This window comes from Pelagibacterium sp. (genome assembly GCF_965249125.1).
Taxonomy (GTDB): Bacteria; Pseudomonadota; Alphaproteobacteria; order Rhizobiales; family Devosiaceae; genus Pelagibacterium.
Map to the genome: position 1 here is coordinate 134996 of NZ_OZ252217.1, position 15519 is coordinate 150514.

General features: G+C 57.3%; 17 protein-coding genes. 12 read left to right on the forward strand and 5 right to left on the reverse strand.

Going from position 1 to position 15519, the window contains the following annotated elements; all coding sequences use genetic code 11:
* Positions 1 to 84 precede the first annotated feature (84 nt).
* The 9 genes from ACP148_RS00675 to ACP148_RS00715 all read left to right on the forward strand — a co-directional run bounded on the left by ACP148_RS00675 (position 85) and on the right by ACP148_RS00715 (position 5840).
* A complete protein-coding gene (locus ACP148_RS00675; RefSeq protein ID WP_421950076.1) occupies positions 85 to 1428 on the forward strand; it encodes an Nramp family divalent metal transporter in 1344 nt (447 codons plus the stop codon).
* 47 nt (positions 1429 to 1475) lie between these two features.
* Positions 1476 to 1976, forward strand: a complete 501-nt coding sequence (locus ACP148_RS00680) for a hypothetical protein (protein ID WP_421950075.1) — start codon at positions 1476 to 1478, stop codon at positions 1974 to 1976.
* A 74-nt stretch (positions 1977 to 2050) separates the two neighbouring features.
* The gene (locus ACP148_RS00685) at positions 2051 to 2374 is read left to right on the forward strand and encodes a hypothetical protein (protein WP_421950074.1); all 324 of its coding nucleotides are present in this window, start codon (positions 2051 to 2053) and stop codon (positions 2372 to 2374) included.
* 221 nt (positions 2375 to 2595) lie between these two features.
* A complete protein-coding gene (locus ACP148_RS00690; protein WP_421950073.1) occupies positions 2596 to 3174 on the forward strand; it encodes a copper chaperone PCu(A)C in 579 nt (192 codons plus the stop codon).
* A gap of 3 nt (positions 3175 to 3177) precedes the next feature.
* Positions 3178 to 3813, forward strand: coding sequence for an SCO family protein (locus tag ACP148_RS00695; RefSeq protein WP_421950072.1), 636 nt, complete (start codon positions 3178 to 3180; stop codon positions 3811 to 3813).
* A 98-nt stretch (positions 3814 to 3911) separates the two neighbouring features.
* Positions 3912 to 4364, forward strand: coding sequence for a disulfide bond formation protein B (locus ACP148_RS00700; protein WP_421950071.1), 453 nt, complete (start codon positions 3912 to 3914; stop codon positions 4362 to 4364).
* Complete coding sequence (locus ACP148_RS00705; RefSeq protein WP_421950070.1) at positions 4361 to 5005, forward strand: DsbA family protein; 645 nt, start codon at positions 4361 to 4363, stop codon at positions 5003 to 5005. The genes ACP148_RS00700 and ACP148_RS00705 overlap by 4 nt, the downstream gene beginning before the upstream one ends.
* A 423-nt stretch (positions 5006 to 5428) precedes the next feature.
* On the forward strand, positions 5429 to 5608 hold the full coding sequence (locus ACP148_RS00710) for a hypothetical protein (protein ID WP_421950069.1): 180 nt from the start codon (positions 5429 to 5431) through the stop codon (positions 5606 to 5608).
* 10 nt (positions 5609 to 5618) lie between these two features.
* The gene (locus tag ACP148_RS00715) at positions 5619 to 5840 is read left to right on the forward strand and encodes a hypothetical protein (protein ID WP_421950068.1); all 222 of its coding nucleotides are present in this window, start codon (positions 5619 to 5621) and stop codon (positions 5838 to 5840) included.
* Between the two features lie 475 nt (positions 5841 to 6315).
* On the opposite strand, the gene ACP148_RS00720 is transcribed toward ACP148_RS00715, so the two are convergent.
* The 5 genes from ACP148_RS00720 to ACP148_RS00740 all read right to left on the reverse strand — a co-directional run bounded on the left by ACP148_RS00720 (position 6316) and on the right by ACP148_RS00740 (position 11170).
* Positions 6316 to 8229 (reverse strand): M23 family metallopeptidase, encoded by a 1914-nt coding sequence (locus tag ACP148_RS00720; protein WP_421950067.1) that lies wholly within the window; start codon positions 8227 to 8229, stop codon positions 6316 to 6318.
* 166 nt (positions 8230 to 8395) lie between these two features.
* Complete coding sequence (locus tag ACP148_RS00725) at positions 8396 to 8920, reverse strand: L,D-transpeptidase (RefSeq protein WP_421950066.1); 525 nt, start codon at positions 8918 to 8920, stop codon at positions 8396 to 8398.
* Between the two features lie 787 nt (positions 8921 to 9707).
* Positions 9708 to 10139, reverse strand: a complete 432-nt coding sequence (locus ACP148_RS00730; RefSeq protein ID WP_421950065.1) for a MerR family transcriptional regulator — start codon at positions 10137 to 10139, stop codon at positions 9708 to 9710.
* Positions 10140 to 10210: 71 nt separating this feature from the next.
* A complete protein-coding gene (locus tag ACP148_RS00735; RefSeq protein WP_421950064.1) occupies positions 10211 to 10414 on the reverse strand; it encodes a hypothetical protein in 204 nt (67 codons plus the stop codon).
* A gap of 63 nt (positions 10415 to 10477) precedes the next feature.
* On the reverse strand, positions 10478 to 11170 hold the full coding sequence (locus ACP148_RS00740; RefSeq protein ID WP_421950063.1) for a DUF1223 domain-containing protein: 693 nt from the start codon (positions 11168 to 11170) through the stop codon (positions 10478 to 10480).
* A gap of 302 nt (positions 11171 to 11472) precedes the next feature.
* Here ACP148_RS00740 and ACP148_RS00745 point away from each other — a divergent pair, with 302 nt between their 5' ends.
* From ACP148_RS00745 to lspA, 3 genes are all read left to right on the forward strand, one after another.
* Positions 11473 to 12417 (forward strand): cation diffusion facilitator family transporter, encoded by a 945-nt coding sequence (locus ACP148_RS00745; RefSeq protein WP_425032997.1) that lies wholly within the window; start codon positions 11473 to 11475, stop codon positions 12415 to 12417.
* A gap of 148 nt (positions 12418 to 12565) precedes the next feature.
* A complete protein-coding gene (locus ACP148_RS00750) occupies positions 12566 to 14863 on the forward strand; it encodes a heavy metal translocating P-type ATPase (protein WP_421950061.1) in 2298 nt (765 codons plus the stop codon).
* A complete protein-coding gene (lspA, locus tag ACP148_RS00755; protein ID WP_421950060.1) occupies positions 14863 to 15339 on the forward strand; it encodes a signal peptidase II in 477 nt (158 codons plus the stop codon). Before ACP148_RS00750 ends, lspA begins: the two co-directional genes overlap by 1 nt.
* The last annotated feature ends 180 nt before the right edge of the window (positions 15340 to 15519 follow it).

Genomic DNA, 15519 nt, shown 5'->3' on the forward strand with positions numbered 1-15519 from the left:
CCTCACAACAGACCGTTTGCTTCATCCGATTCAACCATGTTACGCTTAGATGCGAATGACTAGCAGTTGCAAAAAGTGTGCGCTTTGGATAAATTGCCCCCTCCCTTAACGAAAGCTTGGCGGACCGAAGGTGGCGATCCCTCACTCGTGGATGTTTACCGAAGCGTGCCAGTGTCGCATAAATCTTCGACATGGCGGCGCGCTGCAGCGTTTTTTGGGCCAGGCTACCTTGTAGCTGTCGGATACATGGATCCTGGCAATTGGGCCACTTCACTGGCGGGCGGCTCGCGCTTTGGCTACACGCTTCTGGTGGTTGCGCTGGTTTCCAACATAATGGCAATCATTCTGCAATCGCTCTGCGCTCGGCTGGCAATCGGTTCGGGGCGCGATTTGGCCCGAGCCTGTCGTGATGCCTTCCCGCGTCCAGTGGGCTTCGTATTGTGGATGATGGCAGAAATTGCCATCATCGCCACCGATATTGCGGAAGTCATCGGTACGGCAATCGGACTCAACCTTCTGTTCGGTATCCCGCTTGAGCTTGGCGTGGTGGTTACCGCGATCGATGTCTTCCTCATTCTTTATTTGCAGAAACTGGGCTTCCGGTGGGTCGAGGCCTTCGTCATCGCACTGCTCGCGGTGATCGCGGCATGTTTCATGATTCAGATTGGATTGGCTGACCCCAATTGGGGGGAAGTGATCCGCGGCTTTGCGCCGACAACCGAGATCGTGACGAATCCGGAGATGCTTTATCTGGCGCTCGGTATTCTCGGTGCCACTGTCATGCCGCACAATCTCTACCTGCACTCGGCTATCGTACAGACTAGAGCCTATGGTGAAAGCCTATCTGAAAAGCGCGAGGCCCTAAAGTTTGCTACAATCGACTCAACGGTGGCTCTGATGTTTGCCCTGTTGGTCAATGCCGCAATCCTGATTTTGGCTGCTGCCACATTTCATACGGCGGGACGTACCGAAATCGCCGAGATCGGTGAAGCCCACGCGCTGCTTGCTCCTATGCTGGGCGCGGCCATCGCGCCGACACTATTTGCCGTGGCGTTGCTATGCTCTGGCATTAATTCCACAGTGACCGCGACATTATCCGGTCAGATCGTCATGGAAGGCTTTCTGCGCGTCAGAATTGCGCCTTGGTTGCGCAGGCTCATTACCAGACTAATCGCGATTCTTCCCGCCGCTCTTGTAACTATTTGGTACGGCGAAAGTGGTACCGCTCAATTGTTGATCCTCAGCCAGGTGGTTCTAAGTCTGCAATTGTCTTTCGCCGTGGTGCCTCTCGTAATGTTCACCGCGGATCGCACAAAAATGGGTGAAATGGTAGCGCCCTTTTGGCTAATTATAATTTCTGCCCTCATAGCAATCATCATCGCTGCGCTCAATATAAAGCTACTGTGGGACTTTGCCATTGGGGGATAAACCCGAACTTTCATACTTTTAATGGTAACCGTCCCTGAGCTAGTGGGATGAACTGCCTTCCCACCGAGACGCAGCTAATGTGCGCGCATTGGTGGAGAAGAAGGAGCATTCTGACGGATATCGCGGTTCTTGGGATTGATCTGGGCAAGACGGTTTGCAGCCTTGCGGGGCTGGATCGCAGCGGCGCTGTCATTTTCCGCAAACGCGTTCAACGGTTCAGGCTGCTGGATTTCCTGGCGGAGCTACCGGGCTGTATTGTCGCGATGGAGGCCTGCGGAGGTGCACATCACATCGGACGCTTCTGCCTCCAACATGGACATGAGCCCCGATTGACGTCGCCGCTGTTTGTCCGGCCTTACGTGAAGGTTCACAAGAATGACGATTGCGATGCGGAGGCGATCGCGAAAACCGCCACCCGACCAACCATGTCGTTACCGCTAAAGTCTTGTGACGCTCCTTGGAAATTGTATAGGGTCAAGGAGGCTTTCATGGGAAAGGCGGCGTTCTCGGCGTCGGCGGCAAACCGACGCATTGGCTACCGAGTATGAGTGTGTAGAAGACAAAGAGACAGATTTCGGGGCTGGCGGAAATGGGCCTTACGCGCGCAATCGTTGGAGAAGTCATGAAAGCGCTGGTGGTGCTGGCGTTGGTTTTTCTGTCGTTCTCCCATCAAACAGCCGCTTTTCCGAAGCTTTTGGTTGATGGACCTGCCGTGTCGGTTACGGATCTATCACTTTGCAGCCAGGGCCATGACAGTGCGACTTCGAACCATCCGTCATGCCACGCCTGCCAAGTTGCACCGGCCGATTTACCACTGCCGCCCTGTGAGGTGTTACCGGCCTTCGCTGTCGATGACGTGGACTACAGGCCGCTAAGGCTGTCCAACCTCGTCACCCAGCCTAACGATCTATTGCCCGAGACACGAGCCCCGCCCGCGCACGTCTGACCTCGCAGTTTATCAGAACACCGCAAATATCCGGTTGGACAAGGCCACGGATTTGGCAGCTCGCTTGGTCCAGGATGCCGGGAGCGCCTTCGTCCCGAATGTTGCTCGACCGTGGCATGCTTCCCCATCTGACCGGCGCTGGAACGCAAGGCGAAGGAATGCCTGCAAACCCAACGCCCATGCGGTGAATTAGCCGTAACCAACTCGAGATCGGAAACGCAATGAAACCGAACCTGAAAGGCGTAGTCTTGGTCGTATGTGCCAGCCTGCTGTCTGTGCCGGCTGGCGCTCAGGAGACCTCATCTTCTCCCGACCTGGCGACAGCCAGCGATATGCTCGAAATTTCGGATATATTCGCTCGGGCTACCCCGCCCAATGCACCTACGGGTGCAGTCTATTTTTCACTCGTCAATTTGGGTGAACAGCCCGACCGATTGATTGCCGGCACGACGCCAATGGCGCAAGACGTACAGTTTCACTCCATGATGAAGGAAGGTGACGTAATGCAAATGCGTCAACTCGTTGATGGTGTAGAAATAGCTCCGGGCGAGATGCAGACGTTCTCGCCGGGTGCCCTGCATGTCATGCTCATCGGACTGCAACAACCATTGGTCGAGGGAGACACGTTCTCGCTTACCCTTGAATTCGAGCATGCAGGACCGGTAGAGCTCGACGTGCCGATTGCCGGCATTGGAGCACGGTCTGCGCCAGGCGGCGCCAACCCGCTTTCCAGCGAGGGGCCGGTGGATCATGACCGTTTGCAAAGCAGGTTAAACAAGTCCAATCGGTCGAGACAATAAAAGATGGCAAGCAACATCCTGAGATCCATTCGTCGTGTCCTTTGGGGAATGGTGCTTTTGGCAACGGCGGTCGGAGGCTGGATCTGGTACAGTTCCCTGTCCGCGCCAGCGCGTCCTTCCGTTGCCCAACGATTGGCCGATAGCGGGGATGGGCAGTATGGCGCGGGTGATTATCAATTGGTGACGCATAGAGGCCAAGTCATCGATGATTCCATATTCCTTGGAAAATCATCACTGGTCTTTTTTGGCTTCACCCATTGCCCGGACGTTTGCCCCACCACCCTGAGCGATATGCAATACTGGCTCTCTAGGCTGGGTGAGGATGCTGATAAAATTCAGGTATTCTTCGTAACCACCGATCCCGAACGCGATACGGTCGACGTCATGGCGGAATATGTGAGTTGGTTTTCCGACGATATCACCGGACTGACCGGTGACGCCGACGAGATGGCTGAAATGACCGCCGCCTGGGGCGTCTATACTCGGAAAGTGCCGATCGATGGGGGCGGATACAATGTGGATCATACCGCATCAGTGTTCATGCTGGACAGGGATGGCCGTTTTTTCGGGACGATCGCCTACGAAGAAGACCGGGAGATCGCCTTTACCAAGGTCAGGCGCCTTGCCGATGAAGGGTGATGTTCAGCAGTCTAGGCCCTCACGACACGAGCGTCGGCTGATCGGCCAAGCGCCTTTGTCTTACGATCGCCGGCCAGACAAGATTGGAGCGGCCGCAAATGAATGAAACCAAAGACAACACGCAAGGGAGCCACCGGCAGGACACCTGGATATGGCTGTTCGTTGCCTGGTTGCTTGCGCTGGCCGCAACGCTAGGCGCGATATTCATCGGTGAGGTTATGGGGCAGACACCCTGTGTCCTCTGCTGGTATCAACGCATCTTCATGTTCCCCCTGACGTTCGTTCTGGGGCTGGCCTGCATTGCGGTCGAGACGCGAGCCGCGAAATACGGCTTGGTATTGGCCGTGCCTGGCGGCCTTATTGCAGGATGGCATGTCATGCTGTTTTACGGCGTGATTTCCGAAGCGATAGCGCCGTGCACTCAAGGCGTTTCGTGTGCTGATGCGGAGATGACGATATCAGGTATTCCACTTCCTCTTCTTTCCCTACTGACATTCACAGCGATTGCAGCGCTCACCATCAGAGCCGCACTGCATAAGGAGAACTCATGAACAGACGCGCATTGGTCATTGGAACGTCAGTCGTCGCGGTGGCGGCAATGGCGGGTGGAACCTATCTTTATAACGTCAACATGGCGAGGCAGGCCGTTATGTTGGCCAATGAGAACACCGACATATTGGTGCGGCCGACTTCTCCGTCAATTGGCCCGGACGACGCGCGGGTGACGATCGTCGAATTTCTCGACCCCGCCTGTGAAGCCTGTCGCGCGTTCTATCCGGTGGTGAAACAGATTCTCGACGAAAATCCCGAGGACGTAAGGCTTGTCGTACGCTACGCGCCCTTCCACGACGGCTCCGAGGAGGCCGTTGCGATTCTGGAAGCGGCTCGCGTACAGGATCTCTATATTCCCGTAATGGAAGCGGTCTTTGCAAGCCAGCCTATGTGGGCCGCCCATGGAAACCCCAACATGGCACTTGCCTGGTCGGCCGCCGAGGGAGCGGGGCTCGACCTGGAGCGGGCTCGCTCCGAAATGCGCTCGCCGGCGATTGTAGCCCTGATCAATCAAGATAAGGCTGATGTGGAGCAGCTCGAGATCCAGCAAACCCCCACATTTTACATCAACGGCCAACCGTTGACCGAATACGACTTCGATCGGTTCGATGAACAGGTTCACGAAGCGCTGGGCAATTGATCGACGCGCTGAAGAGGGCGTTCTCCTTCGGGGTATGCCGGCGTGGCCAGTTCGGTTCTTAACGTCCTGGAGTGGAAGAGCCGTCCTCTTCAGTGTGCACCGCCATCATTTTGATAGGTCGTCCGCGATGTCGGCAGGGCTGGATTCTTGCAAAGACCTCCATTCTCGTGGAGTTCGGAAGCAGGTGAACGGAAACCGGACAGGATGAATTTAGATGCCTGTGCAGGAAGGCGATGGACTGTCACAGTCGTGTAACCCAAGGCAATCTGCCACAAGCGTTTTCTTCATGTTCATCCAACTGCCGTCAGGATGTCACCGATATGCAACCAGGGCTTACTACGTGCTGCAAAGATGGCTTCCCATGGATACTGGCGGGTCATTTAACCGTTTAACGCTCCGTAATGCAGCACTGAGGAATTCACGGTGCTGCTCAAGAAGGTATTGCTCGGCGCGGCAGCGCTTTCTCTCGGCTATGGGACGGTCACACAGGCCCAGGCTCAACAGGCCCAAAATGTCATCTACCTCGTCGCCGATGGCGCCGGGTTTAATACATATCTCTCGACCAACTTCCGCCGACCACGACCACCTTTTGCTGGGAGGTGACTCCGACACCGTGGCCATCTCCGATCCGACCTCGAACGGCGTTGGTGCTCTGCCCGATGCGCTGTTCCAGACTGGCGGGCACTCCAACCGTCTCATCCCGGTATTCGCCAAGGGACCGGGCTCGAATCTACTCGGTATCCAAGCGGACCAGGAAGACCCGCGCTATGGCGCCTATCTTGATCAGGCCGAGCTGTTCCGGGTATTCGTCGGCGCGACAACGCCGCAACCGTAAAGGTCGCGCCTGAAACGCATCCCCGGTCACTGGTTGCCTCCGGGGCTCGGGATGCGTCTATCCTCTATCAATTTTGGTCGGCAGTGGCCGACATTTTTGATAGCCACAGCGGTATTATCCCAGTCCGTGCCGAATATTGACCGACATTCTTCAGACCTGATTTGAAAAGATTGCGAAGGCAACGCAACGTCTTTCTTCCGTACTTGACCAGCTTCGGGCGCATAGCGACTGTGTCGCAGTTTCCTTTTCTGCGATCGCAGCCTAAAACAGTTGCGTTGATGCGTCTCCTAGGAATGTGGGCGTGATTCTTTCCATTCTTGTCTGACCGGGTGCTCAAGATGGCTTCCCAGCGCAATCGCAATATCGTCGTACTTATCATTTTGCTGGTCGCCGTCAGCGGCGTTTTTGCATTGTCGCTCTCTCACATTCCAAGAGAAATCTCGGCGTCCCGGGGTGCCGCTTCCGGCGCTTTGAATTAACCTTCACTCGCTGAACCAACGCCGTTGGCCGAGCCCGTGGCCACCAGGTTGTCGATGTTCTCAACAATGAGCGTGAATGCGCCCATTTCGGCTGGCGTCAGCGATCGGTTCGTGGGGAGCTGTGCTTCCAGCGCATTGAGAAGCCGCCCGTTAACGCTCAGTTCGAAGTGCAGGTGGTTGCCGGTCGATTGGCCCGTCGTCCCGACATATCCGATCACATCGCCTTGCCGGACAACCACGCCGGGCTCGATATCATCGGCGATACGGCTCATATGAGAATATGACGTAACGTAACCGTTTTCATGCGTGAGTTGGACGTGCCGGCCGTAGCCACCATTCCATTGTGCCATGGTGACCTGCCCATCTGCGGACGCATAGATGGGCGTGCCAGCGGGCGCGGCAAGGTCCACGCCCTCATGCCCCAAAAGCTCCCCGGTTATCGGGTGCGTGCGCATTCCCATGGGAGAGGTCAACCGGCCACCACCTTCGAGTGGTCTTCGCAAGAACATGGGCCCCCAAGATTGCCCGTTTCGGTCCAGATAGGCCATCGTCCCATCCTGGTCCACGAACTGAAACAGTTCGCTGCGGCGCGGGCCGTCCGATAGGGCAAGGTATAGCAATTGGTTCTTACCATCGTCATCCAATGCGGCCAGGATTTCGATCGCACTACCGGGGGTAATGCGCTCGGTGAGGTCTGTTTGATCTTCAAGAGCCAGGATCACGCTTTCCACAATAGGATCATCGAGCCCGTTTCTGCGACCCAGTTCCCAGATGGATTGATAGAGTGACGGCAGTTGCGCTGTGACCACCTGTTCGACGTTCTCTTCCGGCATCGCGATTTCGGGGGGCTCGCTGGCGAGCACGAAACGTCCATCGTCCGTGCGTGCACTTGTAAAAGTATGTGTGTCCCGATTTGTTGCCGCCTCATGGCGATAGATGCTGACGCGCATTGGGATTGCCACCACGCTCTGCTGTGCGCCGGAATAATAGAGGATGCGCAAACGGGAAAGTGCCGGTAGCGTGTCCAGTCCGTAGACTGTCTTCGCCCATCTCGTAATTGATGCAATGTCGGTTGCTGCAAATCCGTTCTCCTCAAGCAACGTTGAGAGTGGGCGGTCTTCGTCGAGCTTGAGTAACCGTTCTGACCATCCAGCGGGCTGAGCCGATTTAGGAACCACGGTTATGTTCTCGGGTTCGGAGGAAACGATCCGTCCCGGATCATTTGGCGGAACGGCCAGAACGCCGTTGGACGGTGCATAGCTGGAAATGTCGGAGAACGACTTCAGCACGGGCAAGGCAGAGCCGGAAATAGCAAAAGCGGCGGCATCCCGATCGGTAAGACCGAGGGATGGAGGAGCAGAGAAATCAAGCGGTACCATAGACAAAGCAACTTCAGATTGCACCGGTTCACCGTAAAGCTCGGATGCTATACTGTGCTCTTCCTGGACAGGGGCAGCCTTTCGGCTAAGCAATACGTTTATTTCAGGGACGTCCGAGGAAACGATAGTCGTCGAGGCCGCAAGTGCAGAGCTGAACCAAACGAACGTTTGATTGCGCAGTTGGGTTTGCGTCCCACGCTGTTCCTGTACGGCCCGTTGGAAGGTAATCAGATCGCGATCGGTAGACACAGACGGTCTGACGCGATTGGTTTTTCCCTCAATAGAGGACTGTGACGGCACCTTTGCTGCGGGCCTTAGGGCTTCAAAAGGGGTTGAGAAAGAATCTCGACCATCGAAGGCAACAAAGACCGCGGCATTCATGAGCAAAAAGCAGGAAAATCCGGCGATCGCTATCGAGATAACCGCTTTGGTATTCATGTCGCCAAGCGTATCGAACCGTGCTTTCAATCGGTCGATTGAAAGTGGTGGTTCATCGACGAAACCCAGGCGTAAAAAATGGGCTTGCCTCATTGCTGGAATCTTCGATGCTCGAGCCGTCGGATTCTTCAACGGTTGGCTTCTTTCTGTCCCCGGCTCACTGCCGAGCTACCTGGAAAATAGTGGCTGCCGGGATGTGACCGACGTTGTAATCTGTCCCGGCTTTGCGTGGATGCCGGTCATCACAAGACTCTGCGTTTCAGGAAACGACGATCGGCGAGCCCCATTTCACCCTGTCGGCGAGATGAATGACGTCGTGATGCAATAGCCGAACGCATCCGGACGAGACAGCCCGGCCGATGGTCCAGGCTTCGCCAGTGCCATGAATGCGGTAAAGCGTGTCGCGGTTGCCCTGATGAATATAGAGGGCGCGTGCGCCCAACGGATTGTCCAGTCCCGGGGGCTGGCCGTTGCTCCATTTTTCGAGCTCAGGCTGCCGCTCAATCATTTCCTGGGGAGGCGTCCAGACCGGCCACTCCCGCGAATAGGCGATGCGCCCACGCCCCGACCATGCGAACCCCGCCCGCCCCAATCCGGCACCGTATCGCATGGCAGTGCCACCATCTTCAACGTGATAGAGGTAGTATGTCGCGGTGTCTACGACGATTGTTCCCGGTTCCTCCGGGGTCGGATAACCGACACGCCGACGGTAAAAGCGCTGGTCCAGATACCGCAGATCGACTGGAGGAACTGGAAATTTTTCCTCGGGAAGCGACGCATACATTGCGACCACTTCAGGCAATATCGGCGGAGGAAGAGTCGCCTGCGGTTGCAGTGTATCGTTTTTGGAGGTCGAACAACCAGCTAAGGACAATGCCATGAGGCTGGATGCACCCGCCAGAAAATGGCGGCGTGAGAGAGAGATAGAAGTGGCCATCGTGATCCGCTCTTGGGTTTCAGGTAGTGCATCGCCTCGACCGGAGTCGCAGCGATGATCAACGAGAAAGAATGCAGTGCCAGGTCTGCGATAGGCGGAGCCAGGCTCAAAAGGCCTTTGCCAACGCCTATTGGATCAGATGCGCGGAGGGGGGTCGTCGAGCGTACGTAACCAAAAATAGTTGGACTTCGGCGGATGAATGAGGGGCCAAATTTGTCGTGGCTGCGGTCTGCTGGAAGTGAAAGAGGTTGCGGTCCGGATTCCACAATGCGGACAATTGGCAGAAACGCTCGGGGTCTGATCCGCCTGACGAGGTTCGAGGGCTTTAACGGATGACGAAGAGAGAGGCGTGTTTACAATCTCAGCGCTCGCCGATACCGGGTTCACAACGCTCCCGGTCTCATCACCGTGAGCTACGACGAACCATGCTACAATTAACATGACTGTCCCAAACCCTAGAACCAGCAAAGCAATACGACTAACCATAAAGCATTGATGCAACGTCGATCATGGCATGATCAAGGCATCACCCTTATAAATTATTGGTATCAAAACACGACATTGCATATCTGGCATGTCTGCCTGGCCGAGATGAAGCGAATGGGCCAGCGCAAGATTCAATCATCCAGTTTCTTCAACCGTCAGTGCCATGATAACTGCATTGAGCGTGATCCGCGAGCGTTTCGATTACACGGCAAGTGGCGATGCGACCATGTGATCCTTCTTCGACCATGCGCAACAATTCCGCCTCGAGCAGCGTAAGATTTTTAATTTTGTTTCGTACCTCTGCTAACCGTTCACGTGCGATCATATCCGCATCGGCGCAGGGGCGCGCAGGATCATCCTGAAGCTGCAATAACGCCCGAATCGCTTCAATATCGAACCCCAATTCTCGCGAATGCCGGATGAATTTCATCCTGTCGATATCGGCGGAGTCGTATCGACGCCGATTGCTCTGGCTGCGCCCAACAGCGGGCAACAACCCAATCTGTTCGTAATAGCGGATGGTTGGCACCTTGATGCCGCTGACCTTGGCGGCACGCCCAATGGGAATTCCGTCCTGCATCTGCCTCTCCTCTAACTTCTGGAGTTCTAACTGCCGATCGTGGCGGGGAAAAGGGAACGGGAACACTAACCTCAATGAGAGTTTGCAACTATACGCCCGGCCCCATTTTTTGTTTCTGAAGGTAGATCAAGATATCCGTGAACGTGCAACCAATCATGGAGAATGTAGCGTAATCCGTCTTGCCGAGTCTGTATGGATACGGGAGGCTTTTCGATGAAGATTTTGAACGCTTCAGCCAATTCGGGAGGTATACGGACGGTGATCTTGTCTTTCATGTGGAATTCCTTTAGCGAAAATTTTGGAGTGGTGCGGATATGTCGAGTTGGCGCTCAACACTCTTAGCGAGTGATTGCGGCAGCACCCAGGATGCGGCCCGGCATGCCGTTATCCTTTTCCTGCACGATGAGTGCGAAACCGTCGTTGTCGGCGCCGAGCGTCTCGGGCACCGGAATGCGTATTTCCGCCCCGCCCGTCGAATCCCACATTCCGATAGGCCGTCGGGATGTGACGATTTGAGAATAAGACAGGCGTTGACCGATGTTGTCGCCACTTTCGATATCGACCTGGGCGCTGGCCCGGAAGGTTACTAGCCAGATGACCCCTTCGCCGGGGTCTGAACGAGCGCCGACCCTGACGATAACGACGTCAGTGGATTCGGCCTCAATGTCCAAAGGAAGCTCTAGGTCGGCACCGTCCAGGCTACTCAATATATCTTCGAAGTCCGAGCCGGCTATGCCGCGCTCGCCATTGATAATCATCTGTGGCGTATAGATTCTTCGCGTACCTGCCGCCTTGGCGTATGCTCTTTGTAATTCGTTATTGTCTGTTGAAGCGAACGTGTCAGTCCAGCCCGTGTAGTCCCAATAGTTCACGTGATAGGAAAGAGCGATGACATCGGCGCTTATTCGAGACAAATTTCGGTCGGCGCTCGGGCAAGGGGGACAACCCTGACTTGTAAAGAGCTCGACAACGGCGCGAGGCCGGTCTCGTATTTCCAAAGAGAGCACAGGGCTGGCCGTTGATAAGCTCATTGTGGCCACACACCCGCGCGCAGCGAGCCTGACGAATTTGGATATGGGTATGCGCATAACTTTCGTTTGTAAGAATAAGGCTGTCACACAGCCACTCAATTCGTAGTGAGAATTATGCTGGAAGCCGGTCAATGGTGCTCGCGATGATTTCCCTTGTTCCTTTAGTAACTAGAGAATGCAGATTGTGCTTTGTGACTGACGAGACGTCGCCGCCCGCGTAATCCCAAAATATCCGTCCTGGCGTCACCAATGGTCGCTCGCGTGGAGAATTCACCAAAGCGCACCTTCCCGGAGAACCAGACATGAGTAGAGAATCAGATATGTTGAATACGTCCCCCAGCAAGAATCCTCGTGATGAAGATGGTCACGATCATGCACAGGTGATGACCGCCTCGAACGAGCGGCGCATCCGTCTTGTCCTCATTTTCACCGCCAGCTATGCGATCGTGCAGGCTGTCGGCGGTTGGTTCTCCGGTTCACTGGCGTTGATCGCCGATGCCGGCCACATGGTCTCGGATTCGGCCGCACTGCTCCTGGCCCTGATCGCCTACCGCATCGCGCGGCGCGCAGCGGACGCCACGCGGACCTACGGGTTTCACCGCGTGAGGGTGCTCGCGGCACTTGCCAACGGAGCGACGCTGCTCTTGCTCGTCGCATGGATAGCCTGGGAAGCGGTGCAGCGTATCAATGCTCCTGTTGAGATTCTGGCGGGGCCGATGCTGATCGTCGCCGTGATTGGCCTTGGCGTGAATGTGGCTGGAGCTCTGATTCTCTGGTCGGGGAACAGGGGAGATGGCAATCTCAGGGGCGCTTTCCTGCATGTCATCGGCGACCTTCTCGGCTCGGTTGGCGCCATCGCCGCCGCGATCGGGATCATGCTGACGGGTTGGACCATCTTGGACCCCATCCTCTCGGTGCTGGTGGCGATGCTCGTGGTCCGCTCCGCGTGGAGCCTTATCTCGGACTCGATCCGTGTTCTGTTGCAGGCCGTCCCCCGGGGCGTGGATGCGGTTGAAGCGGAGCGCGGTCTTGCGAGCCTCCCCGGGGTGGCGGAGGCGGGACATTTTCACGCCTGGACACTGACCGACGAATCCAGCGTTGCCACAGTCCACGTCAGCCCGGCAGAGGGAACGGATCCGCTCAGCCTGCCCCAGATCGTCTCGGGCTGGCTCAAGGAGCGACATGCGATCGACCATGTCACCGTCCAGGTGGACCCGCCCGGAAAACTCGACCCCGGACACCACTGAATCGAGTTTGCCGGATATCCGGAGTCTTGCACGGGGCTGACGCCCAGCCGATTCGAAGCGCCAGCAAAGAGGGTGAAAAATTCGCTTGCTCCTATAGTGGCTAGAGGATGCAAGCTGGTCGTCAGATGATGACCAGGAGCCTACCGAAATGACTCGCGAACACCGCCAAACCCGCTATCGCGTCGCTGGAATGGATTGCGCCAGTTGCGCAGCCAAGATCGATACGGCGGTTCGCCGCATGCCTGGCATCGAGGATGTAAAGGTCTCCGTCATGGCCGGAACCATGACGACCACGGACAATGGCAGCGCCGACCTTGACGCGATACGTTCCAAAGTCGAAAGCCTGGGCTACAAAGCGAATAGGGTGGCGGATGCAGGCCTGGAGAGCCGAGGATCCGGTGTTCCGGCGAACGACCATGAGCATTGCAGCCACGACGGCCACCATCATGACCATGACCATAGTCACGACCACGACGACCACGGTCATGGTCAAGAAGATCGAACCGGCGCAGTGCAGAAAAACGCGAAGGCTTCAACCGGCGCGCATGGCCATGACCACGGCGCGTTGGACGGTCCCTGGTGGAAAACCTCCAAGGCTCAATTGACCATCATATGCGGCCTCGCCCTTGGTGCCGCATTCCTAGCCGGTCAGATGCTTCCGCAGACCCAGCCCTGGGGCTTCATCATCGCGATGTTCGTAGGGCTCATACCCATCGCGCGCCGCGCCTACATGGGTGCGATCAATGGCAGCCCGTTCTCCATAGAGACCTTGATGACGGTCGCGGCCATCGGCGCGGTCATTATCGGAGCCACCGAAGAAGCGGCCGTGGTCGTCCTGCTTTTCCTTGTTGGAGAACTGCTCGAGGGCATCGCTGCCAGCCGCGCCCGCGCCAGTATCACGGCGCTGGCCGATCTCATGCCCAAAACCGCACTGCTCGAAGTGGATGGCGAGACCCGTACCGTGCCTTCCGACAGCTTGTCCGTTGGAGCGGTCATTCTGGTGCGGCCCGGCGATCGCATTTCCGCCGACGGGGAGGTGATCTCCGGGGATAGCGCCGTCAACGAGGCGCCGGTTACGGGAGAATCCGTGCCAAAGCGTAAGGAGGCTGGCGACATGGTCTATGCCGGCACGGTCAACGGCGAGGGTGTGTTGCGCATCCGCGTCACCGCGACCAGCGCTGACAACACCATCGCGCGAGTGATCGCGTTGGTCGAGGAAGCTCAGGAATCAAAAGCGCCCACCGAGCGCTTCATTGACCGGTTCTCCAAATACTACACCCCGGGCGTGATGGTGTTCGCACTCCTCGTCGCCATCCTGCCGCCACTGGTTGCGGGCGAGGATTGGGGCACATGGGTTTATCGTGGATTAGCGGTTCTTCTCATCGGTTGTCCGTGCGCTCTCGTCATCTCGACGCCCGCTGCGATCGCCGCCGGACTTTCGGCGGGGGCGCGGCGCGGCCTGCTGATGAAGGGCGGCGCCGTCCTCGAAAGCCTGAGAAAGATTGACCTTGTTGCCTTCGACAAGACCGGCACCCTGACCGAGGGCAAACCGCAGGTGACCGACATCGTCGGCATCGGCCGGGATGAACGGGAAGTGTTGCGGCTTGCAGCTGCGCTCGAGGCGGGATCGAGCCATCCGCTGGCCGTGGCCATCCTCGCGCGGGCCGATGTGGAGGTTGTCCCCATCCGGCCTGCCGACGATGCCGGCGCGGTCGGCGGCAAGGGTGTGGTTGGGTCGCTGGATGGCGTTGAGCTGTTCTTGGGCTCGCCGCGGGCGGCACGAGAGCGCACCGAGCTGGGTGCAGAGCTCGACGGCAAGATCGCGGCGCTCAATGACGCGGGCAAGACCGTCTCGGTTCTTCTCGCCGGCGGAGAAATCGCCGGGCTGATCGCCATGCGCGACGAGCCGCGCGAAGATGCTCGGGCGGGTATAGGACGGCTCAAGGAGCTTGGGGCGGACGCTCTCATGTTGACCGGCGACAACACGCGAACTGCAAGCGCCATCGCCGCCTCGCTCGGCATGGAGGCGCGGGCTGAGCTGCTACCGCAGGACAAGCAGAGGATCGTGGGCGAGCTGCGCGGCACTGGTCGCGTCGTCGCCAAGGTGGGAGACGGCATCAACGATGCACCCGCGCTGGCCGCAGCCGATATCGGCATCGCCATGGGCGGGGGTACCGATGTGGCGCTAGAGACGGCCGATGCCGCTATCCTGCACGGCCGCGTGACGGACGTGGCCAACATGATCGGGCTGTCGCGCGCGACCATGAGCAACATTTTCCAGAACATCACGATCGCGTTGGGACTCAAGGCGGTGTTCCTGGTGACAACAGTGCTCGGCATCACCGGCCTTTGGCCAGCGATCTTGGCTGACACCGGCGCCACGGTCCTTGTCACCGCAAACGCCATGCGCCTGCTCGTATGGCGGGGAATCGGACGCGAGGCCTAATGAAGTTCCCCGTCGCATTATACCTCGTGCCTGGCCTTGTTGGACTGGATCTCGCAGCGAAAATCTGGGCGCTGGGCGCGTTGGAAGCTTCGGATCCGGCAATCTTCCTGGTGCCCGGCCTCTCACTGAAGCTTGCGTTCAATTCGGGTGTGTCGTTCGGCTTTTTTTCCGGTTCGCCGGTCTTGGTGCTACTCGTGACGACCGTGCTTGTCCTGGCTTTGACGGTCTGGTTTTTCCGCACATCGTCTTCGCTCGACGCGCTTGCCTTGGGCTGCATCATCGCCGGTGCGGTTTCCAACTTGGCGGATCGGGGCGTCCATGGCGCTGTAACGGATTTCCTTGCGTGGGGGCCACGCGCCTCTCCATTTTTTGTCAACAATCTGGCCGATATCTGGATCACGGCAGGCGTCTTGATATTGTTTGGAGGGCCATTGCTCCGCTCTCTCGGATCAACGCGGCCGAAAACTGCAAAATGATGTCACAAGTCAATCTCGTGAGTATCGCTTTGGCAGGCATTGATCATATGGTGCCGCTCACGTTTGGCGTCGTTTGCATCAACGACGCTGCCGGCCGTTTTGTAGCGGATTGGCACGGCGATCTTGTCGTGGTGTCCGCTTTGCGAGAAGCAAGAGCCCCCAAGGGCTGCCTGATCCTTG

What these genes read in the sequence shown, in the direction of transcription:
- ACP148_RS00680 (WP_421950075.1), top strand. Translation starts at nt 1,476, where the DNA reads ATGAACTGCCTTCCCACCGAGACGCAGCTAATGTGCGCGCATTGGTGG.
- ACP148_RS00700 (WP_421950071.1), top strand. Translation starts at nt 3,912, where the DNA reads ATGAATGAAACCAAAGACAACACGCAAGGGAGCCACCGGCAGGACACC.
- ACP148_RS00725 (WP_421950066.1), bottom strand. Translation starts at nt 8,920, where the DNA reads ATGTATGCGTCGCTTCCCGAGGAAAAATTTCCAGTTCCTCCAGTCGAT.
- ACP148_RS00695 (WP_421950072.1), top strand. Translation starts at nt 3,178, where the DNA reads ATGGCAAGCAACATCCTGAGATCCATTCGTCGTGTCCTTTGGGGAATG.
- ACP148_RS00705 (WP_421950070.1), top strand. Translation starts at nt 4,361, where the DNA reads ATGAACAGACGCGCATTGGTCATTGGAACGTCAGTCGTCGCGGTGGCG.
- ACP148_RS00735 (WP_421950064.1), bottom strand. Translation starts at nt 10,414, where the DNA reads ATGAAAGACAAGATCACCGTCCGTATACCTCCCGAATTGGCTGAAGCG.
- ACP148_RS00690 (WP_421950073.1), top strand. Translation starts at nt 2,596, where the DNA reads ATGAAACCGAACCTGAAAGGCGTAGTCTTGGTCGTATGTGCCAGCCTG.
- ACP148_RS00750 (WP_421950061.1), top strand. Translation starts at nt 12,566, where the DNA reads ATGACTCGCGAACACCGCCAAACCCGCTATCGCGTCGCTGGAATGGAT.
- ACP148_RS00685 (WP_421950074.1), top strand. Translation starts at nt 2,051, where the DNA reads ATGAAAGCGCTGGTGGTGCTGGCGTTGGTTTTTCTGTCGTTCTCCCAT.
- ACP148_RS00720 (WP_421950067.1), bottom strand. Translation starts at nt 8,229, where the DNA reads ATGAGGCAAGCCCATTTTTTACGCCTGGGTTTCGTCGATGAACCACCA.
- ACP148_RS00745 (WP_425032997.1), top strand. Translation starts at nt 11,473, where the DNA reads ATGAGTAGAGAATCAGATATGTTGAATACGTCCCCCAGCAAGAATCCT.
- ACP148_RS00740 (WP_421950063.1), bottom strand. Translation starts at nt 11,170, where the DNA reads ATGAGCTTATCAACGGCCAGCCCTGTGCTCTCTTTGGAAATACGAGAC.
- ACP148_RS00730 (WP_421950065.1), bottom strand. Translation starts at nt 10,139, where the DNA reads ATGCAGGACGGAATTCCCATTGGGCGTGCCGCCAAGGTCAGCGGCATC.
- lspA (WP_421950060.1), top strand. Translation starts at nt 14,863, where the DNA reads ATGAAGTTCCCCGTCGCATTATACCTCGTGCCTGGCCTTGTTGGACTG.